Genomic DNA, 26,186 nt, shown 5'->3' on the forward strand with positions numbered 1-26,186 from the left:
TGCATTATCCAACTATAAAATCGCAAGCAAAATGAAACTATACTATAAATTATTTACCTTAATTATTTTGAGCACAGCTTTGGGCTCATGTAAAAGGTATCTCGACATAGCCCCAATCTCGAACCAGTCAACAAATAACTTTTTTAAAAGTGAATCAGATATTGACCAGGCGTTGGCAGGTGTATATAATGCGTTACTTCCTTTTCCTGACGTAAACAACTACAATTTATCTGAATGTCATACTAATAATTACATAATTGCAAGTGTAGATGCACAGCGCGACTATTTTACCATCAATCATTTTGACGTTACGCCCCTAATGGGAACAATTGAAGCGTCATGGACAAACTCTTACAAGTTAGTAGGGAGAGCCAATCAGATCCTCGACGTGATAGATAATATTACTTTCCTGGATGATACGAAACGGTTGCGCGAAAAATCGGAAGCCAGGTTTTTAAGAGCGTATGCATATTTCGAACTGGTGAAATTATTTGGCGCCGTTCCTTTGATCGATCATATGGTGACTTCTGCCGAAAGTTTAAATTATGGAAGAACATCAGCCGATAGTATCTACAATTTTATCATAGCCGAATTGCAGGATGCGGCCGACGGATTGCCATACAAGTATGCCAATGCCGCAGATGCAGGAAGGGTTACCAAACTGGCCGCATGGGGATTGCTTGGTAAAGCGCATATGTTTTTAGCGGGGTACCCCTATAAAAAAAGCGACCATTACCAAACAGCGCAGACAATATTAAAAAAAGTGCTGGACCAGGAAAATGTAAACTGGAAGTTTGCACCAACCTATGCCGAGTTGTTTAAAGCAGCCAATGATAATAAGTATCATTTATTTGAAGTGCAATACATTGTGGGCGGCCAGGGCTATGGCAGCCCCATACCTGGTGAAGTGGTGCCCAACGATTTAACAACCAGTTTGCTGCCTTACGGAGTTTATTATATTCAGGGCGCTCCTTCCCGCGATCTCATCAATAGTTATGAGCCCGGCGATAAGCGCATGTTTGCAACCATCGATACATTATACCGGAATAAAACTAATGTATGGACCCGGCGTGACTGGGTTCGCAAATTTTTAGATTCATCGGTTGCGGCTACCACGAAAACGAATTCCGACTGGCCGGTTAATTTTCCGTTGCTTCGGTCTGAAGAGGTAATGTTGCTGTATGCCGAAGCGGTGAATGAAACAAGTGGCCCTACAACGGAGGCGGTTGCCATTCTTAACCGCATTCGCTCAAGGGCTGGTTTACCTGCTGTTACGCCTGCTAACGCGACTGATTTCCGTTTGGCAATGGAAAAGGAAAGAAGACATGAATTTGCCTGGGAGGGTTTATACTGGTTCGACCTGGTGAGGACCAACCGGTTTTTAGATGTGTTAAATCCATTTCTAACAACAAACTATCAAAAAAGCATTGATGCCAACAAATGCCTGTATCCGGTGCCACAGCCCGAGATAAATATAAAACCAGGCTTATACGGTCAAAATAATGGTTATTAAGCGTGTTTTAACAATAAAACTGTTCAGCGACAGTTGTTTAATAGAGGCCTCCTGTATCTACAGGGGGCTTTTCTATAATTCGCCTGCTTAACCGGTTTGCCTTAAAGGGATCTCATTATAGAGCTTCTCCTGTATATACTTTTTATATTTTTTCAGGGCAATCAGCCGGCCGAGCAAACAACTGTAAGAAGTACTTTTTAAGTCGAGCATGCCTGCATTGTTACCGAAAAGTAAAGGTCCCTGGTTATTACATTGCAGAAAACAGGTATCAGTATCAGATTGCAGCAGCTGATAGTTGAGGCAGGCTGTTTTGAAACTGGAAATACAGGTAATGCAGGTGTCTAATTCACGTTTCCAGTATACTTCCCTTTTTGTATAATCTTCCGGCTGAAATAAAACCGATTTGTAGAGTAAGGTGAAATAATCGATCAGGCCGGTGAAACGTGGTTTCTGGCTCTTATAAAAGCAAACTTCCTCCTGTTTATTCATGAACTGGTAATCATTTGCTACCTTTTCAATGTTTAACCATGCCTGCGTTGTAAGAACAAATGCACACTCTATCCATTTCTTTTCATCAGCTGATTGAGATTCACTGGATTGAATTTTCTGCCAGATTATTTTATATAATAACCGGCTTTGTTGCAATAAGAATGAATTTTTCATATGCCCGCGTTTAATAGGAGTTCGACAATCATTTTTCTATAAGTATCGGAAATGAAAGGGGAGGGGATATAAACCCCTGGATTCAATGCACAGGGGCTCGTCAGCAATGTTATAAGGTACCTGGTCTTTCGAAGGATATATTGAACACAAGTTACAACCTGTATACAGCGAAACAGGGGAGCAAATCGTTCAAAATAGGGGTGAAAATGATGCAAAGAATAGTTTTAGAATTACAGGGAGATCGAAATTATCTAATTTGAATTCTCTTCTTCATTTGGAGGTTTTCAGACAGTATTCTCGCTACAGAAAAAAGGTTTTTACAGAAAATTTATTGGATTTAAAATTTATTGTAACCCCTTATGTCAATACCCGAAAGTGTTGCTGAAAAAGAATTGCTGCTACAGGTTGCGCGCGGTAGTGAACAGGCTTTCCGGCAATTGTTTATGTGCTATCACCAGTGGATTATTTCCCATATATTCCGGTTGACCGGTTCCATGGCGCAGGCTGAAGAAGTGGCCCAGGATGTATTTCTCAGGTTATGGCAGAACCGGGAAGTGCTGGCTGGCATCCAAAGGTTTAAACCCTATCTGTTTGTGTTGTCGCGCAACCATGCGGTGAATGTTTTAAAGAAAACAATTAAAGAACGAATGCGGCGCCAGGAGTGGGAGCAGGAGCATGACCTCAATCCCCTGAACAACGAAGAAGATCCAATAGTTACGCGGTACACGCTGCTCGATGAGGCCATTGACCAATTGCCGGCACAGCAGCGGAAAGTATACCTGCTGAGCCGGTACGAACAGTTAACCTATACAGAAATAGGCGAAAGAATGAATATCTCACGCGAAACGGTTAAAAAATACATTCAAATAGCCATTGCATCCATCACCGCTTTTATTAAAAAGAAAATGGCAGAATTAAAATTGCTGCTGATTTTTTTGTTTTTCCTTAAATGCATACCCCCTCTTTTCCTCTTTTTTTTGTCCTATAGCGGGGAGGCTGTAGTGCAACGATTTAGCGATACTCATTTCAAACAGTTGTATGAAAAAAAACAGCGAAAGGCTCAGCCATTTGTTTCAGGGATATTATGAAAAGACCTTAAGCCCTGAAGAAACAGATGAATTATTTCAATTGCTCAATCGCGAAAGCGATGATGAGCAGCTGAATGCCCTTATTCAGCAGGCCTGGCTACAACTCCGGGAAGAAAGGCCTTATTATACAACGGCCAACAGCGACATCATTCTCAATTCCATTATCGAAGACATTCATCACAGAAGAGATGACCGGGTAGAAGAACGCTTGCCGGCAAAACTGTTTACGCTGAAACGCGTAGCTGCCGCAGCCATCGTTGTTCTTTTGGCCGGAGCGGTTTATTTTATATCCCGGCGAACACCGGCCCCGGCCGGCACCGCTTCCACTTCGCCGGCTGTACTTCAAAATGATACCCTGTCTGCTGAAAGTAAGGCCATACTGCGGCTGGCCAATGGTTCGGTTATCGTGTTGGATACATTAAAGAGCGGTGCTACTTCCCGCCAGGGAAACATGCAGATCAGCAAAGCAAAAGATGGGCAGGTCCTTTATAAAGTGGTAGATAGTGCCGCAGGCTTTGCGCCTAATGCCATCAATACCATTTCAACGTTCAACGGCGGTTTATACCAGGTGCAGTTGCAGGATGGTACTAAGGTGTGGCTGAATGCGGCGTCTACCCTGCGTTTTCCTGTTACATTCAGTGGAAGCGCCCGCCAGGTGGAACTCGAAGGCGAAGCCTATTTTGAAGTTGCTAAAAATACCCGTAAGCCATTTATCGTACTATCAAAAAGACAGCAGATCACGGTTTTGGGAACACACTTTAATGTAATGGCCTATGGCGATGAACGCATTTTAAAAACAACCCTGCTGCAGGGCTCCCTACGTGTAAGCAATAACAACGCCGCAGTGCTCCTGAAGCCCGGTGAAATGGCCGTGCTCAACGGCAGTGAACAATTGGCCGTAAACCACGATGCAGATACCGGTGAAGAGATCGCCTGGAAAGAGAACCTCTTTAATTTCAGGGATGCGGGTATAGAAGAGGTCATGCGCCAGGCAGCCCGCTGGTACAACATCAGGGTGCATTACCAGGGCAAAATACCTCAAAATGAATTTAATGGTAAGATCTCACGTACTATAAAGTTGCCGGAATTCCTGAACATTCTCCGCTATAAGGGAATCAATATCAGCGTGGCCGGCCAGGACATTACGATCAGCAATTAAAGTATATCAATTAAAATAATTCGCCACCACAAAATCACAATGCCTATGTAAAAAATTAACTCCGGCATGCATGCCCATAAAAAACCGGGAAGTGTTTGCAGCACGTTCCCGGCACATATCGGGGTACTGCTTATTACCATTGACGATAGCAATTTTAAGTTTAACCCAGACATTTCAAAGTTATGAAATTAACCGCTCCCGTATTATCCGTGCCCAAAACCAAACTATCCAAAGTTTTGACCGCCATGAAATTGATTGTCTTTCTCCTGATTGCTTCACTTTCCCGGGTTAGCGCTGAAGGTTTTGCCCAAAGCATTACCATTCATGAAAAGAACGCCTCCATTCAGGCCGTTTTGCGCAGTATTGAAAAGCAGAGTAATTATTATTTTTTTTACGAAAAGGCCGACTTTCCGCCATCAGTAAAAGTTACCATTCATTTTGATCATGTTCCAATTGAAACCGTGCTTGATGAATGTTTTAAGGACCAGCCGGTAACCTACCGTATTTTCCAGCAAACCGTTGTCATTAAAAAAAATGTCCCGGCCAGTCCTGAGAACACTGGTCTCTCCCCCGATACCACCATCACCATTGTCGGCGTCGTTCAGGATGAAAAAGGCCGCGGGCTCCCTGGCGTAACGGTAACGGTTAAAAATTCTAAGGTCAGCGTAAATACTGATATCAATGGCCGGTACCACATTCCCGCGTCTACCGGCGGCATCCTGGTATTTACGTTTGTAGGTATGCAAAAACAGGAAATAGCCATTGCCGGTAAAACAACCATCAACATCACCCTGAAACTGGCCGCTGAGGAATTGGGCGATGTTGTTGTGATAGGCTATGGTACGCAAAAACGTGGCGATATTAACGGCTCCATATCTTCGGTAAAAGGGGTCAATTTTGCCAATATTCCCCAACCCAGCATAGACCAGTTGTTGCAGGGTAAAGCATCGGGACTTACCATTACGCAAAACTCCGGCGCTCCGGGCAGCAATACCTCTGTGCGCATCCGGGGCGTTACTTCCTTAAGCGGTACCAACGAACCCCTGTATGTCATCGACGGCGTACCCATATCAGGTGATGCCAATAATTCAAGTACCAGCGGACGGTCGCCCCCAAACCGCTGCCGGCTATACTTACACGCAAAGCTCGGTAAGTCCCCTGGCTATGATCAATCCCAATGACATCGAATCTATCGATGTGCTGAAAGATGCTTCTGCTACCGCCATCTATGGCAACAGGGCGTCGAACGGGGTTATCATCATCACCACCAAACACGGCAAAAACGGCAATGCAAAAATAAATTACAATGGCTATGTGGGGCAACAGCAGGTGTCGAAAACCATTCACATGATGGACCTGAAGCAATATGCCAAACTCGAAAACGCGATAAGCGATATTTACAACATCGGCCGCAGGCCTGAATTTGCTGATTCCAGTTTACTCGGAGCCGGTACCGACTGGCAGAGCCATGTGTTCAGAAAGGCTATGCAGCAAAGTCACCAGCTTTCTGTTTCTGGCGGCAAGGACGGATTGAACTACTATGTGTCTGGCGGCATGCTGCAGCAAGACGGGATCGTTGTTGGCTCCGGGTTCAAACGGTATTCGTTCCGCTCCAATCTCGACGCACAGGTAAAGGAATGGTTTAAGCTGGGGCTTACCCTGGCGGGTAACCGTACCTCGGAAGATATGGTGCAGGGCGATAACATTGGTGTCGTTTACAATGCCCTCCTGCAGGCCCCCGATCTTACCGTCTACAACGCTGATGGTTCGTATGCCGGTCCGCCCGCCAGCGACCCGCTTTCCGTGAGCGGCGTCATCAATCCCGTAGCGCAGGCAAAGCAGATCAGCAATCACCTCACGCGAACAAATTTGAACGCCAACCTCTATAATGACATTCGATTCACCAAAGACTTAACCCTCCGGTCTGAATTCGGTGGAGATTTTAACTATTCCGATAACAATCTTTTCACGCCAACGTATACCTGGGGCCGGTTCGTGAATCCCACGGCCTCACTCAACGAACGGTCGCAACAAAGTACTTACCAGATCTGGAAGGAATACCTTACCTACCAGCATACCTTTGCCGGAAAGCATATAGTGACCGCCCTCGCCGGCCATGAAGTACAGGAAGTAAACTGGCGCGGTATGCAAGGTTATCGCCAGGGTTTTTATAGCAACACCGTACAGTCGCTCAACCTGGGACAGGCATCTACCGCCACCAATGATGAATATAAAGGCAGCCAGAGCCAGGAATCTTTTTACGGCCGTGTCATCTATAATTACAGCAACCGGTACAGCTTTACGGCAACCCTCCGCAAGGACAAATCATCCAAATTCGCCCCTGAACACCAGACCGGTTATTTTCCTGCATTCGCCGCATCGTGGAAACTGTCGGATGAAGCATTTATGGAAAACATAAAGACGGTAGCTGATAATATTAAATTAAGGCTGGGCTACGGCCAGGTAGGTAACCAGGAAATTCCCAATTACCTCTATGGCTCGCCGTTGAATGCCTCGGTAACGGGCCTGGGTACGGGCTTTTTACTGAACCAGATCGCCAATCCGAATCTGAAATGGCAAACCTCTATTCAATACAATGCCGGTCTCGACTTCAGTCTGTTTAACAAACGAATTGAAACCAGCGTGGATGTATACAAAAAAACATCGCGGAATTTCTTATTCCAGCTGCCGCTGCCGGCCTACCTGATAGGCAATTTTACTTACCTCGGCGGTATTAACCCGCCTTATGTTAATCTCGGAAGGGTAGAGAACCAGGGCATCGACATCACGCTCAACACGCATAATATCGTAAGTGAAAAGGTAAAATGGAATACGGCTGTTATCTTCTCACACTATAACAATACGGTAAAAGAACTAACCACCGGGCTCGATGAACTGATCGGGAAGGTCACCAACGGCTTTCTCGATGTGGCGGCTACCCGCACCGTGGTTGGCGGCCCTATTGGAGAGTTTTATGGCTACAAAGTGAAAGGCTTATTTAAAACAGACGATCAATTAAGCAAAGCGCCGCAGCAGTTCAATCGCCCCATCGGTAATTCCAGCGCAGGCACCTGGCTGGGCGATGTACAGTACCAGGACCTTGACAATAACAAGGTGATCGATGCCAACGACCGCACTGCGCTTGGTAACCCCAATCCTAAATTCACCTATGGCATTACCAATAACTTTTCCTTTGGTGATTTTGATTTGAGCATTTTCCTGTATGGTTCCTACGGTGCCAAAATTCTGAACCTCCTCGATCGTTCAATGGGGGGCCTTTCAGGACCTTACCAGAATCAATACGCTTCTGTTGCCGGTTACTGGACGCCTGATAACGCCAACTCGAATATTCCAGCCCCGAAAATGGGTACAGACAATCCCAACATCTTTGTCTCTGACCGGTTTATTCACAATGGGTCGTTCCTCCGTATTCAGAACATCAACCTGGCCTGGAACATACCTTCCGGCTGGCTCCGCAAAGCAAAAGTGAGTAGCATGAAGATCTATACCAGTGTTCAAAACCTGCATACGTTTTCCAGTTACAACGGGTATGATCCGGAAGTGGGTTCCACCAACCAAAGCGCTATCCTCACGAATATCGACAACGGCAGGTACCCGCTGGCCCGCACCATCACATTGGGCATGAACGTACAGCTTTAATCACTTAATCACGTAACGCAACATGAAAAAATATAACCATTATTTTAAAATAAGCCTGCTGCTAATTGGTATTTCGGCTGCCGGTTGCAAAAAGGATTTCTTCAACCGCCCGCCTGCCGACACGCTGACCCTTGATAATTTTTACCAGACTACCGAGCAGGTTCAGGCCAGTACCAATGCCCTGTACAATTCACCCTGGTTCGACTGGAACAATAAAGCCTCCTGGAGTATTGCCGAAATGCTTGGCGGCAATGCCCGCACCTATTCACCCGATGTGGTCAATTTCAGTAATTTTTCCGTAACAGGCGACAACATACAGCTGGCAGCGGCATGGAGTGCCCTGTATTCAGTGGTGGCCCAGTCAAATGCGGTTATCAACAACCTGCCCTCGCATGTGGCCGCCACCATACCTGCCGCAGTTGTCAACAACGCACTGGGCGAAGCGCATTTCATGCGGGCCGTGGCTTATTTTTACCTGGTACGTACCTGGGGAAATGTGCCCATCATTACAAACTCGCTCGACAATATCAACAATTACCAGGTCAATACCAACCCGGTAACGGATATCTATAAGTTTATTTTGAACGATTTGAAGTTTGCGGAAGCCAATTGCACCGCAATGATCAGGAATGGCAGCAAAGCGCAGGGACATGTATCAAGCGGTTCCGCCTCGGCCTTTCTCGCAAACGTATATTTATACATGCGCGATTATACCAATGCACGCGCCGAAGCGGAAAAGGTCATCAATAGTGGTGAGTTTAAACTGTACGGCGTCGACATTCCCGGCAAAACCTACGCCGACCTGTTTAAGACTGCCAATAATAACAACGAAGAATCGGTTGCCGCCCTGCAATGGCAGGGGGGAAGCTCTTACGGCCACGGAAATTCGCAGCAGGCTTTTTTTGCCTGGACGTCGCAAATAACAGGCACCGGTGATGGCTATGGTTCGGTTGCTGCTTCCATCGATCTTACCAGTTCTTATGAAGCCGGCGATCTACGGCGCAAACCGACCATCATGTACCCGGGTGATGTGTATCCCGAATTAGACCAGGCTCACGGCGGGTATACCGTACCGTCAAACGCACAGGCGCAGGCCTCTTCGGCATTGTTAAAAAAATATGTGGTGGGCACACCCGCCGACAACGGAGGTTTGGGCGCCGCTTTCTCTACCGGCATCAATACTTACCTCATGCGGTATGCTGAAGTGCTGCTCATTGAAGCCGAGGCGGTGCTGGCCGGTAATGCCTCCACTACCGATGCGGCTGCAGTTGGCCCGGTCAATAAAGTGAGGCAGCGTGCCGGATTAAGCCCGCTTACCTCCGTTACCCAAAGCAATATTATGCACGAGCGCAGGATTGAGCTGGCCATGGAATGCGATTACTGGTTCGATCTTGGGCGGCTCGATGGATTTAATGTAACCTCACATCCCAAAGCCATCGCTATAATCGACAACCAGGAAAGAGGCATTTACAGTACCACTACCCCGGTAGTGGTGTGGTCGCAGAAATACAACATCAGCGATGCCAATTTTGTGCTGCCTTATCCCACCACGGAATCAACGCTTAACCCCAAATTATTACAGGCGCCAGTGCCGTATCATTTTTAATTGTAAACCCTATGCATATGAATTCAGGATATAAATTATTGATGGGCGCTGCGGTAATGTTCGTTTTGCTGATCACAGGCGCCGTGTCCTGTAAGAAAAACAGCGATGCAGCTCCTTCCCTTACCCGCGTTCGTACAGTAACCAAATACGATACCGTGTTAGTAACGCACCGGCAAGACCTTGGCACGTCCTACACCTCGAATGACGTGATACCGGTGCCGTTCGATTCTACGGTAACCTCGGGCCCGCTGGGTGGCCTGTTTGCCATCATAGGTACTAACCTGCAAACCACCACCAGCGTATCCTTCAACGGGTACCCCGTTTATTTCAATCCAACACTGGTTACCAATACATCGATCATTGTCAGAATTCCCGCCGAAACGCCCTGGCAGAACGGCAGCAGTAATAAGCTGGTCGTGACTACGAAATACGGTTCGGCAACGCTCGATTTTACCGTGCTGCAACCTGCGCCCGCCATTACCGGCCTCAGCCAGTTTGCCGGTAACCCCGGCGATACGGTGACCATCACCGGTACGGTGTTCGATAACGCCTCGGTAGTAAAATTCGGGGCTGCTGTTGCAAAAATTGTGTCCACAACCTCCACCGCCATTAAAGTGATCGTACCGGCCAATGCGCGGGGCGTAACAACTGTAACCACGCCTGGGGGCACTTCATCGGGACCTTACGCTTCTTATAACGGGGTGGTGCCACCGATGGCCGTCCCCTTCGGGTTCAAAAGCCTGCTCTACGAGGATGCTGTTCCTTCAAATGGCTACACCTTTGGGTTTATTGGCTGGAATGCTAATACCCAAAGTACCGAACAGGTCAAACGCGGCCAATATTCCATCCGGCTCGATTATACCGGTAATTATGCGGGGTATGCCGTCGGCAGCGGGCCCGGCATCGATTTAACCGGCGCTACCTATATTAAGTTTTCCATTTATGGAGGCTCTACCGGTACGGAAGGAAAAGTAATAAAAGTGGCCCTGAACGATTTCGACCATCGCCAGGTAAGCGTCATCCTGCATGAAAAAACATGGTCTACCTATGTTATTCCTTTGAACCTGTTCCAGGATGCATCGGCGCCGGGCACCCCAACATCACTCAGCTACCTGGGCTTCCAGGAACTGAGCGCCAATGCGCCGGAAACCATTTTCCTCGATGATCTTGGCGTATATTAATAAAATTAAATCCTCCTATATGAAAATGTATTTTAAACTAGCCGTGTGCAGTACACTCATGCTGGCCTGTTCCAAAAAGGAACAGGCCGGTACTCCGGAACCCGGCGGCACAACACCCGACACCACCGGGCTGTATGCACATGCCGGTTTCCCGGTTGGCGCCTCCATTAATATAAACCTGTTAAAGAACAATGCGACTTACTCCGCCCTGGTCGCAAAAGAGTTTAATAGCGTAACGCCCGAAAACGTGATGAAGATGGACGCCATTCAGCCAACGCAGGGCAATTTTACGTTCGGTGAGGCCGACTACCTGGTCAGCTTCGCGAAGCAGCATGGCATGCGGGTACATGGGCATGCCCTGGTTTGGTACCAGGCAGTGCCTGGTTGGGTGACCAATTTCACGGGCGATTCCAGCGCCTGGGAAAACATGCTGAAAACGCATATACAAACCGAAGTCGCGCATTTCAAAGGCAAAGTCGTTTCCTGGGATGTTGTGAACGAAGCGATTGATGAGGACGGCACCCTCCGCAAGAATCTTTGGTTGCAGCACCTGGGCCCCGATTACATTGCCCGCAGCTTTCAATATGCGCACCAGGCAGATCCTGATGCACTGTTGTTTTACAACGATTACGGCCATGAATATTCGTCGGTAAAACGGGCAGCCATTATTACCCTGGTCACGGGGATGAAAAACCGGGGGATCCCGGTTGACGGATTCGGTATGCAAATGCACACCAATACCAGCGTGCCCGATAATGCTATTTCCGCTGCCATAACCGCGGTGGCCAATACAGGCCTGAAAGTACATATCTCTGAGTTGGATATTTCACTGAATCCCAACAACGATCAGAATATGACCTATACGGCCGCGTTAGCATCAGTGCAATCGCAGAAATACCAGGCCCTGGTAAAGGCGTACAATGCATTGCCGGCTGCCCAAAAGTTTGGTATTACCACCTGGGACGTCAGTGACGCTGATTCCTGGATACCGCCCTATTATCACCGCCCCGACTGGCCTCTGCCGTTTGATGCTTCCTATAAACGCAAAGCAGCCTGGCAGGGAATTGTAAATGGATTGAAATAAATAGACCGGTTATGAGTAATAATTTAATTATCCCATTGTTTGCCCTGCTGTTTATACACCTGACAGCAAAGGCGCAAAAGAACCTTGTTACCAATGGCGGTTTTGAAGATGAGCTGTATGGCTGGACGGAATACAGTGCCCGAACAACGCCTTATGTAGTAAAAACAGGGAAAGCCTGCGCCGTTATCATTTCAGCAGATACCAGTAAATGGACCGGTATGCACCAGGTAGTAGCCCTGCCTAAGAACACGCAGTATGTTTTAATAAGCGCCTGGATAAAAGCCGATAACATTGTGCAGGGTATGCCAGCCTGGAGTGGAGGCCTGTTTAATATAGAATTCCTGGATAGAAATGAAGCAAAAGTAAACGGTTCAACAACGCTTATTACCGTTACCGGCGACGAATACTGGAAATTTACAGAAAAGGCTATGCCAGTGCCGCCCGGTGTATCGAAGATCAAGCTCCTGTTTGCGCTGGGGTATGCCACAGGAACCCTTTTCGTAGACGAGGTAAGCGTAAAAGTGATTACTGTAGAGGACTATCAAAAGCATGTTACTGCAATGAACCGGCCAACCGGAACCCGTTTTTAGATCACGTACCCTGCTCTGAGGTGTTTAGAAGAAAAAAAGGCCTGCAGCGAAAGCTGCGGGTTTTTTCGTTATGTGCCCGTGCCAGGCGCACAACGAAATATTTGCGCGGCTTTTTCATCACTGTATTTCTTTATCGATATAAGAAGTGTGTTTTGTATCTCTTACAACTGCATATACGGCAAGGGAGATGAGGATGCATCCTGTAACATACCAGTAAAACAGTGACTCATGGCCGGTTTGCTTGAAGTATAACGCAATATATTCAGCCGTGCCCCCAAAGATCGCAACGGTAAGTGCGTAAGGTAAGCCTACCCCCAGGGCCCTTACTTCAGCAGGAAACAGTTCTGCCTTAACAACGGCATTGATGGAAGTATAACCGCTAATGATGATCAGCGCAGCCAGTATCAGGAAAAACGCACCCCATTCGGTAGTCGTTTTACTGATCGCCGTAAGAATAGGCACGGTATATAAACTGCCCAATATACCGAAGCCCAGCAGGAGCGGTTTGCGGCCTGTTTTATCGCTCAGCATACCGAATAGTGGCTGCATACACGCATAGATGAGCATTAACCAGAAAGTTAGCTGTGTTGAACGTTCCTTGCTGAGGTGTACTGTATTTACCAGGAATTTCTGCATGTAGGTAGTATAGGTATAAAAAGCCAGTGTTCCACCCATGGTAAGCCCTACCACGGTGAGCACTGCACGCGGATGTTCCTTTAATAACGTGATAACAGATCCACGTTTTACATCCTTTTTCTCCACCACAATTGTCTCCTGCATATGCCGGCGGATGATAAGCGCAAACAATGAAAGCGCCGCACCAATTACAAAAGGGATCCGCCAGCCCCAGTCGTGTAACTGTTCAGCAGTCAGGAAAACCTTTTGCAGCAACATTTGTACACCCAGCGCAATAAGCTGACCTCCTATAAGGGTAACATACTGAAAGCTGGAATAGAAACCACGTTTTCCCGCCGTAGCAATTTCGCTTAGATAGGTGGCGGAAGTACCGTATTCTCCGCCCACGCTAAGACCCTGTAATAACCGGGCCGTAAGCAGGATAATGGGCGACAGAACACCGGCAGCAGCAAAGGAAGGAGCCAGGGCTATCATCAGACTGCCTGCCGACATCAGCAAAACAGACAGCGTCATAGCTGTTCTACGTCCGGCCCGGTCTGCAATACTGCCAAAGAGCCAGCCACCGACAGGCCGCATCAAAAAACCTACCGCAAAGATGGCTGCTGTATCAAGCAGCTGGGCGGTTGAATTACCTTTAGGAAAGAATATGGGCGCGAAGTATAAAGCAAAGGCTGCATAGGCGTACCAGTCGTACCATTCAACCAGGTTACCAATGGAACCTGTAAAGATCGCTTTCAGCCGTTTTGCCGTATCGGGTTGCTCAATATTTGTGGTCTTCATATTTTGTAGAGGACCAAAAGTAGCTTAAATCGCTTTTAATTTAAAACACGGCAAAATGAACTGGTCAATATAAAACAAACACCTTGCTGCATACCCGTTTATTCTCAATGTAAATATTCATTTTCCATTCACCTTTTACCATTTCATACGGTTCATCCAAACTATAAGAAGAAGCTGATGGTATATTAGTGGGTCTTTTCGTTTTATATTTAATGCTTTTGAATTTTTCGCCCTTATCATTGGTGATTTTCTCCGGATAGATCCATTCAATTTCAACTTCAATGTCAACAGTATCCTTTGCATTTACAATATAAACAACGCCGAAATTAGCTTTTGGTAAAACCTTGATTGAATCCGACTGGTTAACGATCTCGAAATCTTCTAACCAACGATGATTTCCTGTTGGGGTATTTTTATCTTTTTCGGTTATTCCTTCTTTTACTTTGGCAAGTCCATGGTCAAGCTCTTTAAATTCAAGGGAACCGTAAGATCTGGAATTGACAATAGTTTGCGAAAATGTTGACTGGAAGGTGAGTAGTGTTAGCAATGTAACAACAACTTTCATACAAAAGATCAGGCGTAACCGCATATGGCTGTTTTAGGTTAATGGTTCGGTTTAGCACTTTAAAGATATAGACATAATTGTTTTATTTTTTTAAAAATCTAACCTGTTTTATAAGTGTGTCGTTTTGGCCAATAACCGTGTCGTTTTCAGGAAAATCCGTGCTTTTCCCTGCTGCCAGTTTGAGGCGCGATCCTTGTTTTTTTTACCATCTCATATCATGGAATTAATTAATTTAGCGCATCAAAAAATAAGGACGTTTAATAAATCAATTGTATGAGCAGCTCAGCAGACAAAGTTTCGCATAATGTATATTTTGATGGAAAAGTTCAAAGCCTGGGTATCGAAACAGAGAAGGGGCCGGCAACCGTTGGCGTGATGAAAAAGGGAACGTATGTATTTAACACCAGTTCGTTGGAGACTATGGTAGTTATTTCAGGCAACATGAGTACAAAGGTGAGCGGTGGCGACTGGCTTACGCACAAGAAGGGTGAACCTTTTGAAGTAGCCGCACACACGTCATTTGAAGTAATGTGCGCTACAGATGTAGCATATATCTGTTACTATAGCTAGAAAAATTATTGTTACTGATACCAAGCCTTGTTAGTCGATTGATTTACAAGGCTTTTTTATTGGGTAACCTCCCCAAAGGGTGACACGCCCATTCTCCAGACACCTACAGCGAAACCGTTTTCGTAAATAAAAAACAATTACTTAATATGTAGGCGCATTAAAAATGCGCAACTTCAGTGCTCGGCACAAAAATGCACACAAATACCTGCTTGTAAGATTTTTAAACCGGTTACATTGTTATAACTAACTGCATGAGGCCTAAAAAGATCTGGATTGCGCTACAGATGCTGTATTTGCTTGCACTTTCCTGCAAACAGGAACCCAACACTTTATTTACCGAAGTAGACCCATCCCATTCGCACATCAATTTCACCAACACCATTAAGGAAGATAAAGACTACAACGTTCTTACGTATGAGTATATCTATAATGGGGCAGGAGTGGCGGTTGGCGACCTCAACAACGACGGCTTGCCCGAGGTGATGCTTACCGGTAACATGACGCCCAATAAACTCTATTTGAACAAAGGCAACCTGCAGTTTGAAGATATTACCGGAAAAGCCGGCGTGCCCGGCCGGGCTAAATGGAAAACCGGCGTTGTTATGGCCGATGTAAATGGCGATGGACTGCTCGACATCTATGTTTGCTACTCAGGCCCCGGTACCGACGAGGAGAGGGCCAATGAATTATACATCAATACCGGTGTACAAAACGGCATTCCGGTTTTTAAAGAACAGGCCAAACAATACGGACTGGATGCGCCCGGCACCTATACCACCACCGCTTCGTTTTTTGATATGGATAACGACGGCGACCTGGATATGTTTATGGTAAATCATGCCGACCTGTTCTTTAACCCGTTCTTTAACTCAACCAAACTGCGCAGCACCCGCCACCCTAAATTCGGCAACCGGCTGTACCGGAACGACAACGGCGTATTTTCCGATATCAGCGAACTGGCCGGCATCGACGGCAGCGGTTTGAACTTTGGCCTGAGTGTGGCAGTGAGCGATCTCAATGACGACGGCTGGCCCGACATTTATGTAACCAATGATTACGATGAACGCGACTTCCTGTACCTGAACAACCACAACGGCACATTTCGCGAAGTGCTTACCAAAGCAGCCGGTCATTTGTCGGAATTTGCCATGGGTTCAGATATAGCTGACTTTAACAATGATTACCTGCCCGATATTATGGTGCTCGATATGTTGCCCGAAGACAACCACCGCCAGAAATTGTTAAAAGGCCCCGATGCATACGACCGGTACTCCATGCGCGTACAAAACGGCTACCATTATCAGCAAATGCGCAATACCTTACAACTGAACAATGGTAACGACACCAACGGTATTCCCATCTTCAGCGAAATAGCGCAAATGGCAGGCGTATCGAATACCGACTGGAGCTGGGCGCCCCTGTTTGCCGATTTTGATAACGATGGCTGGAAAGACCTTTTTATCTCCAACGGTATCTTTAAAGATATCAATGACCTCGACTTTGTAAAATTCACTTCAGGCTATTCGCAAAATCCCAATGTTGGCAAAATAAACGATAAAGAGGCCATGTGGCAGCTGATACAACAAATGCCATCAACCAAACTCAACAACTACCTGTATAAAAACAACCAGAACCTGGGGTTCACCAATGTTACAGCCCAATGGGGACTCACCAAAAAAACAGTGAGCAATGGCGCTGCTTATGCCGACCTCGATAACGATGGCGATCTCGACCTCGTTATAAACTCGTTGAACGATAACGTATCGGTATATAAGAACAACAGCCGCGAAACCAGTGGCGGGCATTATATTAAACTGCGCTTAAAAGGAGAAGCTAAAAATACTTATGGGGTAGGGGCCAAGGTGTTTGTTGAAACGGAGCATAACCATCAATTCCAGGAACAATATTTAACACGGGGCTTTCAATCGTCGGTTGACCCGGTAATGCACATTGGTTTGGGCGCCGATAGTATTGTTAAATCGCTACTGATAAAATGGCCGCAGGGTAAAACAACCTTTCTTGGAAATATAAAGGCCGATACTTTATTGGTGATCGATGAAAATTCAAGGCAGGGCTTCAGCGAACCCGAGATCGAATATCCCGGTCCTTTGTTTCAGGATGTTACCCAAACCTGCGGGTTAAATTACATTCATAAACCGTTGGGCTTTGTTGATTTTAAAGTATTTCCCCTGCTTCCCTATCAGTTATCAAAAACGGGCCCCTGTATAGCTAAAGGGGATGTAAACGGCGACGGCCTTGAGGATGTGTTTATAGGTTCATCAAACGGTTCGGCCAGTGAACTGTATCTGCAAACAAAAGCGGGCACTTTTACCATGGCGGCCAGGCAGCCCTGGAACAACAATATAAACATCACCAATACCGATGCCTTGTTCTTTGATGCCGATAATGATAAAGACATGGACCTGTACATCGTAAGCGGCGGCACCGAATACAATCCGGGTAACAAAAATTACCAGGGCCGTTTTTTTGAAAATGACGGCCATGGCAATTTTACCTTGCGCGAAGATGCACTACCGGCCGAAACAGCCAGCGGTGGCTGTGTTCGCGCATCGGATATCGATCACGACGGACGGCCCGACCTGTTCATCGGAAATAAAATTTCACCGGGCGCTTTTCCGCAGTCGCCCGAAAGTTTTATTCTTAAGAACAAAAGCGCCAACGCCCAAATCCAGTTTGTAAAAGACGTACAAAAAGACACCACACTGGCGCATGCCGGTATGGTTACCGATGCTGCCTGGGTCGACCTTAATAAAGACGGTTGGGATGATCTGGTTGCCGTAGGCGAATTTATGCCCATTACCGTTTTTGAAAATCACCAGGGCCAACTGGTAAACGAAACAACCGCCTATGGCCTCGCCAATACCGAAGGCTGGTGGTGCCGCCTGCTGACCGGCGATTTTGATAAAGACGGGAACACTGACCTGGTTATTGGTAACATGGGTAACAACACCCAATTCAAAGCATCGGCTCAGCAGCCGCTAAGCATTGTGTACAAAGACTTTTTCAGCAATGGCAGTATCGATCCGGTCCTCTGCTATTATAATGGCGGTAAACAATGGCCCTATTACTCGCGCGATGAAATGGCTGAACAAATTCCAAGCATCAATAAAAAATTCCTGCATTACAATGACTATGCCGACGCACAATTGACCGACCTGTTTTCGGAAGACCAGTTGCAGGATGCACACACGGTTAATATCAGAATGCTTACCTCGGTATTTGTAAAAAACACCGGTAACAAAAAATTAATAGTACAGCCGCTGCCGCAATATGCACAAATGAGCGCCATAACAGGCATGGTAGCTACCGACATCGACGGTGATGGCAACAAGGATATTATTGCTGCCGGTAATTTTTATCCGTTCAGGGTGCAGTTAGGCCCGCTCGACGCCGGCATTGGCCTTGTATTGAAAAACAACGGAAAAGGTGTGTTCACCCCGTTATTATATGAAAAAACCGGGTTATGCATAAGAGGCGATGTAAGAAACCTGGTGGCAGTGCAGGGCGGGAACAACCATTTTATTGTGGCAGCTAAAAACAACGGACAGTTACAAATATTGAAACTAAAGCACTTTTAAAGTAGGATTTAGGGATTTATAGATTTCGGGATTTTGAGATTTAAAGATTAGGAGATTTATCGGAGATTCTGTCAGGGAAGAAATCTAAAAATCACTAAATCGCAAAATCGAAAAATCGAGAATCAACGATGACGGCCACAAATGACATATTGCCCAACATGTCGGTTAAAGCACTTTTTGAAGCAATCGCTCAAAACGATGAGCAGGCCTTTAAAATGCTTTTTGACCTGTACAGGTCCCGCACCTACGCCGTGGCGTTTAAGTTAACCAAACAGGCCTATGCTTCGGAAGAGATCACGCAGGATGTGTTCATCAGCATTTGGGTAAGCAGGGCGCAACTGACTCATGTAAAAAATGCCGAGGCGTATATTTATACCGTCATATATAATAAAATAAGCAGGTATTTAAAAAAGGAATCCAACCAGGAACGCATACTTCAGTTATTGATCAGGAATGCCAAACCCTATAGCAACGAAACAGAGGAAACGGTTTTTGTGCACGACCAGCAAAAACTGCTAAGAGAAGCAGTGCAGCAGTTATCACCGCAAAAAAAGCTGATGTATGAATTGCACGAGGTGCAGGGAAAAAGCTACGATGAAATTGCCCAAACGTTGCATCTTTCGCCACATACCGTAAAAAGCCATGTATTACAGGCTGTAAAATTTATTCGCAATTGCCTCAAAGACCGCGTGTTGTTCATATTGATGGGGATAGCTTATTTACTTACCCGATAATTTTTTTTATTTCCACTCATCCGTTTTGCGCTAAGCTTACTCTATAGATGTAGGGAGTACAGGAGTGCCCCGAACTATTTATGCACCAGGAAAGAATACAACATTTACTGCAACTGTATGCCGCCAACCAGGCCAGCCGCGAAGAAGTGGAAGAATTATTTGCCTGGCTCAAAAAGCAGGAAGGCGAAGATGCATTAAAGAAATTCATCTTTGATGAGGCGGATAAAGATGTACACAACACAAGGCTTCCCCAAAGTGATTGGGATAGAATATGGCAATCGGTTGAATCGGGTGCAAGGGCAAATACACCTGCTAAAATTGTTCGCCCTTATTGGCTATCACGCGGGCTACGCATGACCGCCGCCGCACTGGTGCTGATAATGGCCGGCTGTGCATGGTTCTATTTTTCACGCTCAAGATCAACTTCAGCGCCCGTAGTTTCCGCTGTTACAATAAAAAAAGATATCTCCCCCGGCGGTAATAAAGCCCTGCTCACGTTGGGCGATGGCACCACCATTGTGCTCGATACCGTACAAACCGGTTTGCTGGCATTGCAGGGGCAAACCAGGATCCTGAAGCAAAATACAGGGCAACTTATTTATAACGCACGTTCCGCATCAGAGCAAAAGGCCGGGGAAGTATTGTACAACACTGTTACTACTCCACATGGCGGTCAGTTTCAGTTGGTATTACCCGACGGTACCAAAGTATGGTTGAACGCAGGTTCGTCACTATGCTTTCCGGCCACTTTTTCAACTCCTGCAAGAAAGGTGCAATTAACCGGTGAAGCCTATTTTGAAGTGGCGCACGCACGCTTAAAGGGAGTAAAAAGACCATTCATCGTTTCGGTGCTTCCGGCAAAAGACGCCGCCCCCCGCGCACAGATCGAAGTATTGGGCACCCACTTTAATGTGAATGCCTATGATGATGAAGAGGCAATAAGAACAACCTTACTCGAAGGCTCGGTGAAGGTATCAAAAGATGCTGCCTCAGTAATTATTAAGCCCGGTCAGCAGGTATCCATATCCCATTCATCCCAAATATCCCATCCCATCCCAGTTAAGACAGAAGGGGTAATTGCCTGGAAGAACGGGTACTTCCGCTTTAAGGAAACCGGCCTTCGTGAACTGATGCGGCAGGTTGAAAGATGGTACAATGTAGAAGTTGAATACAAAACCGATCGCACCGATCAGCATTATACCGGGGTGGTATCGCGTTCGCAAAATATTTCGGCGCTTTTAAAGACCCTTGAGCTAACCGGCACCGTGCATTTTCAGATCGATAACCATATGGCGAAAGGAAAACAAGGAAAAATTATAGTGTTGCCATGATCGGCAACCGGCAATAGTGAAACGGTTAAAAATTAACGACCTATTCACCATTGACCATTGACCATTCACCAAAAAAAACCGGAAGCGTTGGAGCCGCTCCCGGTAACATTAAGGTGTTTCAAAACAAGTCAGACTGTTGGATCGACATTGAATTGTAAACCAAAACTTCACAAAAGTATGAAATTCACAATTTACTGCGCACCATGGCAATTGAACCCGGTGCCATGCAGTAATGAACCTGGATCCGGCGCCACCCGGCCAACCAACCGGTGGCTGCCGGCCAAAATGCTGCTAATTATGAAAATAACTGCTTTTCTGTTACTCGTTGCCTGCCTGCACGTAAGTGCCAGTGGCCTGGCGCAGAAAATCACCATCGTTAAAAAGAACGCCACGCTGGAACAGATCTTTGAACTGATCCAGCAACAGGGGGGATACGATTTTTTATTCAGCAGCCAGGTACTGGCCAAAGCGCACCGGGTAAATATTGAAGCCCGCAATGCTACCGTAAAGGAAGTGCTTGACGTCTGTTTTAAAGATCAGCCACTCATATATATTCTGCACGAAAAGACCATCATCGTAAAAGAAAAAGAAAAGAAGGAAGAAAAAACTACTGCCCTGGCAGTGACCATTGGCACGGCGCCGGAACCAACAGCAGCAGCAACGGGCTCAGGCAATTTAAGGGCAGCCTATGCACCCACTGCACAACCTGTTTCGGGAACGGTGAAGGATGAAAAAGATCAACCTGTTGAAGGCGCGGCTGTTTCTATCAAAAAACTAAACATCGGCACCGTTACCGACCATAAGGGTAAATTTCAGTTCACTGTGCCCAATGGTACGTGGGAACTGGAAATATCTTCGGTAGGATTTCAACCGGTTACAACAACCATCACTGTTGGCGAATCGGCCATCCCCGCCATGAATATTACCATGAAACTGGCTGCTACAGGTTTAACCGATGTAGTAGTAGTGGGGTACGGCACACAACGTAAAAGAGATGTAACAGGGACCATTAGCCGGGTAAAAGGCGAAGATTTTCAAAACCTGCCGGTTACCAATGCAGCGCAGGCGTTACAGGGCCGGGCTTCGGGCGTTGATATAGTAAGCGGCGATGGCGCTCCCAACAGCACACCCGCCATTCGTATTCGTGGTACCGGCACCCTCAACAGCGCCGATCCGCTGGTGGTGATCGATGGCGTACCTGCTGGCAGCCTTACCGATGTAAACCCCAACGACATCGCTTCCATTGAAGTGTTGAAAGATGCTTCTTCATCGGCCATTTATGGTACCAGGGCCGCCAATGGCGTAATACTCGTTACCACCAAAAAAGGAAACTACGAAGAGAAATTAAAGGCAAACATAAACGCCTATACCGGTCAGTCGAAAGTATTGAAGAAACTGGATCTGTTAACAGCACCCGACCTGGTAACATTAAAGAAAGAAGAATTTAACAACGATGGCTCACCTGTTCCCGCCATCTGGAACGATCCCTATTATGCCGTTCAGCGTACCAACTGGCAGGATGCCTTGTTTGGTACAGGTAAAGTAAATAATGTAGATGCATCGCTGAGAGGAGGTAATAAAAACTCGAACTTTAGCTTATCGGGCAATTACTACGATAACAAAGGGATGATCCAAAACTCTTTCTTTCGCCGGTACAGCGCCCGCTTCAATTCAGAACATAAGCTCGGCGGCCGTATTAAAGTAGGTGAAAACTTTTTGTACTCTTCAACCAACGATGCCGGCCCCAATACACGTTCATCACAGGATGGTTTGGTATGGAGCGCCCTTCGTTTTAACCCCGCCATTCCCGTTAAAAAAGACGATGGCACCTGGGGCAGCTCAAAAGCCGATAATGAACTGGGCGACATCAATAACCCGGTGTTCACAGCCGCCAACATTGACCAGTCGAACAGAAATTCACGCATCCTGGCCAATGCCTATGCTGAAATAGAAATTTTAAAGGGCCTGAAGTTCAGGGCCAATTACGGGTTCGACCAAACGCTGAACTACTATTATAATTTTTCCATTGCCACGCCCGATCAAACAAGGGTAAATTCACTCGCTATCTTAACGCAAACGTCTCAAAAAAGAACTTCTTTGCTCGAAGAATATTACCTTACCTGGGATGCTAAGTTGGGTGCAAACCATACCCTTAACGTAACAGGTGGTTATTCGGCCCAGAACCTGAAAAGCAACTGGTTCACAGCCGAACGCCGGGGGTACGACGATGCCAGCTCCGATCAGCGCGTATTGAACAGCGGCAGCAGTGGAAATCAGTTTTCGAGCGGCAATAACAATCCCGACGAAGGGCTGGTCTCTTATTTCGCAAGAGCCAACTATGGTTTTAAAGGAAAGTACCTGCTAACCGCCACCATGCGCGCCGATGGATCGAGCAAATTTCCAACCGGTCAACAATGGGGCTACTTCCCTGCCTTTTCGGCCGGCTGGCGCATTTCGGATGAAAACTTCTTCAAAAACAATATCTCATTTATCAATTCATTAAAGGTTACCGGCGGCTGGGGCCAGTTGGGTAACCAGAATGTTCCCGCCTATCAATACCTCGGTATTATAACACGTGGCGGATCGGGCAGCATTTATGCGTTTGGTACCGGCACCAATGTAGTCGACGGGGCATTTATTACCAGCCTTGCCAATCCTGGTATTACCTGGGAACGGGCCGAAATGACGAATATCAGTCTTGAATTCAGCGCTTTAAGCAATAAGCTAACCGGTACCGTTACCTGGTTCAATAAAAACACCAAAGACATGCTGATCCCTTATCCGCTGGTTGAAACCTATGGCGCCGGAAACGGCTACATACCCGGCGGTGTAGTGATAGTTCCCAACCAAAACATCGGCACCTTAAATAACAGAGGTGTTGAAGTGGAATTGGGCTACCAGGATAAAGTGGGTGAATTGGGGTATTCAGTTAATGTAAATGCCGCCTTCATTAAAAATAAAGTGACCAAACTGTATGGTAATAATAAAGACTATATAGGCGCCGCTTTTTACGGCCGTGAGTCGCTCGAAACTTCGCGTACCTACGAAGGGCAACCGCTTGCTTCGTTCTATGGATTTAAGACCGGTGGTTTGTATCAGAACCAGGGCGACATTGATAAAGATCCCAATATTACCAACGATCCAAACAAAGCGAATATTAAACCCGGTGATGTAAAGTTCATTGATCAAAACGGCGATGGCGTTATTGACGATAAAGACCGCGTAAACCTGGGCGATCCCAATCCACGTGCCACTTATGGCATCAACGGCAGCGCCTGGTACAAAGGTTTTGATTGCAGCTTTTCATTTTCGGGTGTAATGGGTGTTAAGCTGTACAATGCCGATCGCATGGCCGGTTTGGATGCCACGCAGGTATTTAACCTGTACCACGAAGCATTAGGCCGCTGGCATGGCGAAGGCACCAGCAACAGTATTCCACGGGTAAGCCGCACCAATGCCAACTTAAATTACCGCTCGAGCGATCTGTGGATCGAAAAAGGAAATTACCTGGCCTTAAAAAACATTTCATTAGGTTATACTTTTCGTAAACTAAAAATAGCCGACGCATTATTACCCGATACCAGGGTGTATGTAAGCTGCTACAATGTATTCATACTTACTCCGTACAGTGGTTATACACCAGAGTTGGGTTATACCGATGGCAACCGGCAAAGAGGGGTTGATGTGGCGCAATACCCGCCTTCAAGAACACTGATGATAGGCGCCTCTTTTAATTTTTAGTTTTAAAACAACAGCATTATGAAACTTAATCTGGTATATATATACGTTACAGGCTGCATACTATGTATGCTGGTTGCCGGATGTATAAAACATCCGTTGGACAGCGATCCCACGGGCTCCTTTACAACAGCCAACTACTGGCGCAATCAAAACGATGTAATTGCCGGCGTTAATGGTATTTACAATGTGCTTACGCAGGAAGAAGGCGTAGGGCATAACAATTACGCATTCGACGATGCCAGCGACGATATTTCAGTTGACGGCGACCACCCCGATTTTTGGGAAATAGAACGGTTCACCGCAACGCCCACCACTTACCAGCTGCGTCCAACCTGGTCATGGTCGTACGAACAAATAGCCCGTGCCAACAATGCTATTATGTATATCCCCAAAGTGCCCACGATGGATGATGCCATTCGCAACCGGTCGCTGGGCGAAGCTTACTTCTTACGCGCTTACGGGTATTATATCCTGAACCAGATCTTTGGCAGTGTACCATTGATACTCGAAAACAATGTGGCAACCGGTACCTACAACGTTCCCAAGGACAGCATTACTAAAGTGCGCGCACAAATTGAATCAGATCTGTTAAAAGCGGCCGATCTGTTGCCCGAAAAATACGCCGATGAAGATAAAGGCCGCGTGCATAAAGGCGCCGCCTGGGGTATGCTTTGCAAGTTGTATATGATGGAAGATAATGTTGACAAGGCCATTGAATACGGATCAAAAGTGATCACCAGTTCAAACTATGCACTGGCCACCAGTTACCGCGATAACTTTACGCTCGGAAGCCAGGAAAGCAATTCAGAAATTCTGTTTGCCGTATGGAACAAAAACAATTTCAACAACTCTCTTATTAATTATTATTTCACACCACGGGCATGGAACGGTTGGGGTTTTCATCATCCCACGCAAAGTTTTGCCGATGAGTTTGAAACAGGCGATTCGATCCGTAAAAAAACGACGCTGCTCGAGGTGGGTGATTCAATTCCATATCAAACCACACTGATAGAAATAACCGACAAAGATGCCTACCAGATGTTTGCCGGTAAAACAGGTCAGTCAACCGGAAGAATGTTACCCAGCAATTCGCTCACTACCGGGTATAATCTCAGAAAATATACTGCCTATAATCCCGATGGTTCGGGTAGTTTGGATGGCGATCTGAAACAACCCCTGTTACGTACTGCCGATATTTATTTGCTGGTAGCCGAAGCTAAGATCAGAAAAAATGGCGCCGGCGCCGGTGATGCCGAAATTAATGTAGTTAGAAAAAGAGCCGGACTGGCCACTGTAACTGGTGCAGGTATAAATCAACTGATCCATGAAAGGCGTGTTGAACTGGGTGGAGAAAATGTACGTTTTCAGGACCTGTTACGCTGGGATAAAGCAAAACTGATCAACCTCGATACCATTTTCAACAAACCCAAAAAAGCTTCGCCGTTGCAGCCGTATAATGGGGCCGTAGTGGTGCCTGCGCGTGTGTTTCAGCGGCCAAAGAATTACTATGTGCCTGTTCCGCAGGTGGTCATCGATGAAAGCAAAGGCGTAATAACACAGAACCCGAATTATTAACCAATAAGCAATTGGCAATAAGCAACAGGCAATAAGTGAATTCGGTTCCCCTGTCAATTGTCTATTGCCTTTTGGTTTTAAAGTGTTAGTTTGGAGTTTCGGTCCGGTAAC

At 46.4% G+C, this 26,186-nt stretch carries 18 protein-coding genes; 15 read left to right on the forward strand and 3 right to left on the reverse strand.

All coding sequences use genetic code 11. The features are described from left to right. Positions 1 to 31: 31 nt before the first annotated feature. Positions 32 to 1,513 carry a RagB/SusD family nutrient uptake outer membrane protein gene (locus A3860_RS14255; protein WP_158085249.1) on the forward strand — a complete coding sequence of 494 codons (1,482 nt, stop codon included), beginning with the start codon at positions 32 to 34 and terminating at the stop codon, positions 1,511 to 1,513. 87 nt (positions 1,514 to 1,600) lie between these two features. Here A3860_RS14255 and A3860_RS14260 read toward each other — a convergent pair whose 3' ends face one another. Further along, a complete protein-coding gene (locus A3860_RS14260) occupies positions 1,601 to 2,176 on the reverse strand; it encodes an RteC domain-containing protein (RefSeq protein WP_081147389.1) in 576 nt (191 codons plus the stop codon). 359 nt (positions 2,177 to 2,535) lie between these two features. Between A3860_RS14260 and A3860_RS14265 the strand changes: the two genes are divergently transcribed. The 8 genes from A3860_RS14265 (at position 2,536) to A3860_RS14295 (ending at position 12,544) form a co-directional block, all read left to right on the forward strand. After that, the gene (locus tag A3860_RS14265) at positions 2,536 to 3,264 is read left to right on the forward strand and encodes an RNA polymerase sigma factor (protein WP_081147390.1); all 729 of its coding nucleotides are present in this window, start codon (positions 2,536 to 2,538) and stop codon (positions 3,262 to 3,264) included. Then, on the forward strand, positions 3,215 to 4,423 hold the full coding sequence (locus A3860_RS14270; protein ID WP_081147391.1) for a FecR family protein: 1,209 nt from the start codon (positions 3,215 to 3,217) through the stop codon (positions 4,421 to 4,423). Before A3860_RS14265 ends, A3860_RS14270 begins: the two co-directional genes overlap by 50 nt. Before the next feature lie 245 nt (positions 4,424 to 4,668). Next, positions 4,669 to 5,604, forward strand: a complete 936-nt coding sequence (locus A3860_RS41640) for a carboxypeptidase-like regulatory domain-containing protein (protein ID WP_216823444.1) — start codon at positions 4,669 to 4,671, stop codon at positions 5,602 to 5,604. Continuing rightward, positions 5,501 to 8,083 (forward strand): SusC/RagA family TonB-linked outer membrane protein, encoded by a 2,583-nt coding sequence (locus tag A3860_RS14275; RefSeq protein WP_262497304.1) that lies wholly within the window; start codon positions 5,501 to 5,503, stop codon positions 8,081 to 8,083. The genes A3860_RS41640 and A3860_RS14275 overlap by 104 nt, the downstream gene beginning before the upstream one ends. Before the next feature lie 22 nt (positions 8,084 to 8,105). Beyond that, positions 8,106 to 9,689, forward strand: a complete 1,584-nt coding sequence (locus A3860_RS14280) for a RagB/SusD family nutrient uptake outer membrane protein (protein ID WP_081147392.1) — start codon at positions 8,106 to 8,108, stop codon at positions 9,687 to 9,689. Positions 9,690 to 9,706: 17 nt separating this feature from the next. After that, positions 9,707 to 10,870: an IPT/TIG domain-containing protein gene (locus tag A3860_RS14285; RefSeq protein ID WP_158085250.1), complete on the forward strand. Its 1,164-nt coding sequence runs from the start codon at positions 9,707 to 9,709 to the stop codon at positions 10,868 to 10,870. A gap of 19 nt (positions 10,871 to 10,889) precedes the next feature. Beyond that, positions 10,890 to 11,954, forward strand: coding sequence for an endo-1,4-beta-xylanase (locus A3860_RS14290; protein WP_158085251.1), 1,065 nt, complete (start codon positions 10,890 to 10,892; stop codon positions 11,952 to 11,954). A gap of 11 nt (positions 11,955 to 11,965) precedes the next feature. After that, positions 11,966 to 12,544 (forward strand): carbohydrate binding domain-containing protein, encoded by a 579-nt coding sequence (locus A3860_RS14295; RefSeq protein WP_081147394.1) that lies wholly within the window; start codon positions 11,966 to 11,968, stop codon positions 12,542 to 12,544. 117 nt (positions 12,545 to 12,661) lie between these two features. Here A3860_RS14295 and A3860_RS14300 read toward each other — a convergent pair whose 3' ends face one another. Together A3860_RS14300 and A3860_RS14305 are read right to left on the reverse strand one after the other, a co-directional pair. Next, positions 12,662 to 13,960: an MFS transporter gene (locus tag A3860_RS14300; protein WP_081147395.1), complete on the reverse strand. Its 1,299-nt coding sequence runs from the start codon at positions 13,958 to 13,960 to the stop codon at positions 12,662 to 12,664. A 64-nt stretch (positions 13,961 to 14,024) separates the two neighbouring features. Then, positions 14,025 to 14,549 (reverse strand): DUF3859 domain-containing protein, encoded by a 525-nt coding sequence (locus A3860_RS14305; RefSeq protein ID WP_081147396.1) that lies wholly within the window; start codon positions 14,547 to 14,549, stop codon positions 14,025 to 14,027. Positions 14,550 to 14,798: 249 nt separating this feature from the next. Here A3860_RS14305 and ppnP point away from each other — a divergent pair, with 249 nt between their 5' ends. From ppnP to A3860_RS14335, 6 genes are all read left to right on the forward strand, one after another. After that, complete coding sequence (gene ppnP, locus A3860_RS14310; protein ID WP_081147397.1) at positions 14,799 to 15,095, forward strand: pyrimidine/purine nucleoside phosphorylase; 297 nt, start codon at positions 14,799 to 14,801, stop codon at positions 15,093 to 15,095. Between the two features lie 251 nt (positions 15,096 to 15,346). Then, positions 15,347 to 18,694, forward strand: coding sequence for a VCBS repeat-containing protein (locus tag A3860_RS14315; RefSeq protein ID WP_081147398.1), 3,348 nt, complete (start codon positions 15,347 to 15,349; stop codon positions 18,692 to 18,694). 128 nt (positions 18,695 to 18,822) lie between these two features. Next, a complete protein-coding gene (locus A3860_RS14320) occupies positions 18,823 to 19,428 on the forward strand; it encodes an RNA polymerase sigma factor (protein ID WP_081147399.1) in 606 nt (201 codons plus the stop codon). Between the two features lie 80 nt (positions 19,429 to 19,508). After that, a complete protein-coding gene (locus tag A3860_RS14325; RefSeq protein WP_081147400.1) occupies positions 19,509 to 20,759 on the forward strand; it encodes a FecR family protein in 1,251 nt (416 codons plus the stop codon). Positions 20,760 to 20,936: 177 nt separating this feature from the next. Beyond that, on the forward strand, positions 20,937 to 24,500 hold the full coding sequence (locus A3860_RS14330) for a SusC/RagA family TonB-linked outer membrane protein (RefSeq protein ID WP_081147401.1): 3,564 nt from the start codon (positions 20,937 to 20,939) through the stop codon (positions 24,498 to 24,500). 18 nt (positions 24,501 to 24,518) lie between these two features. After that, on the forward strand, positions 24,519 to 26,075 hold the full coding sequence (locus A3860_RS14335) for a RagB/SusD family nutrient uptake outer membrane protein (RefSeq protein WP_081147402.1): 1,557 nt from the start codon (positions 24,519 to 24,521) through the stop codon (positions 26,073 to 26,075). Positions 26,076 to 26,186 lie beyond the last annotated feature (111 nt).

The organism is Niastella vici (assembly GCF_002077945.1).
GTDB classification, from domain to species: Bacteria; Bacteroidota; Bacteroidia; order Chitinophagales; family Chitinophagaceae; genus Niastella; species Niastella vici.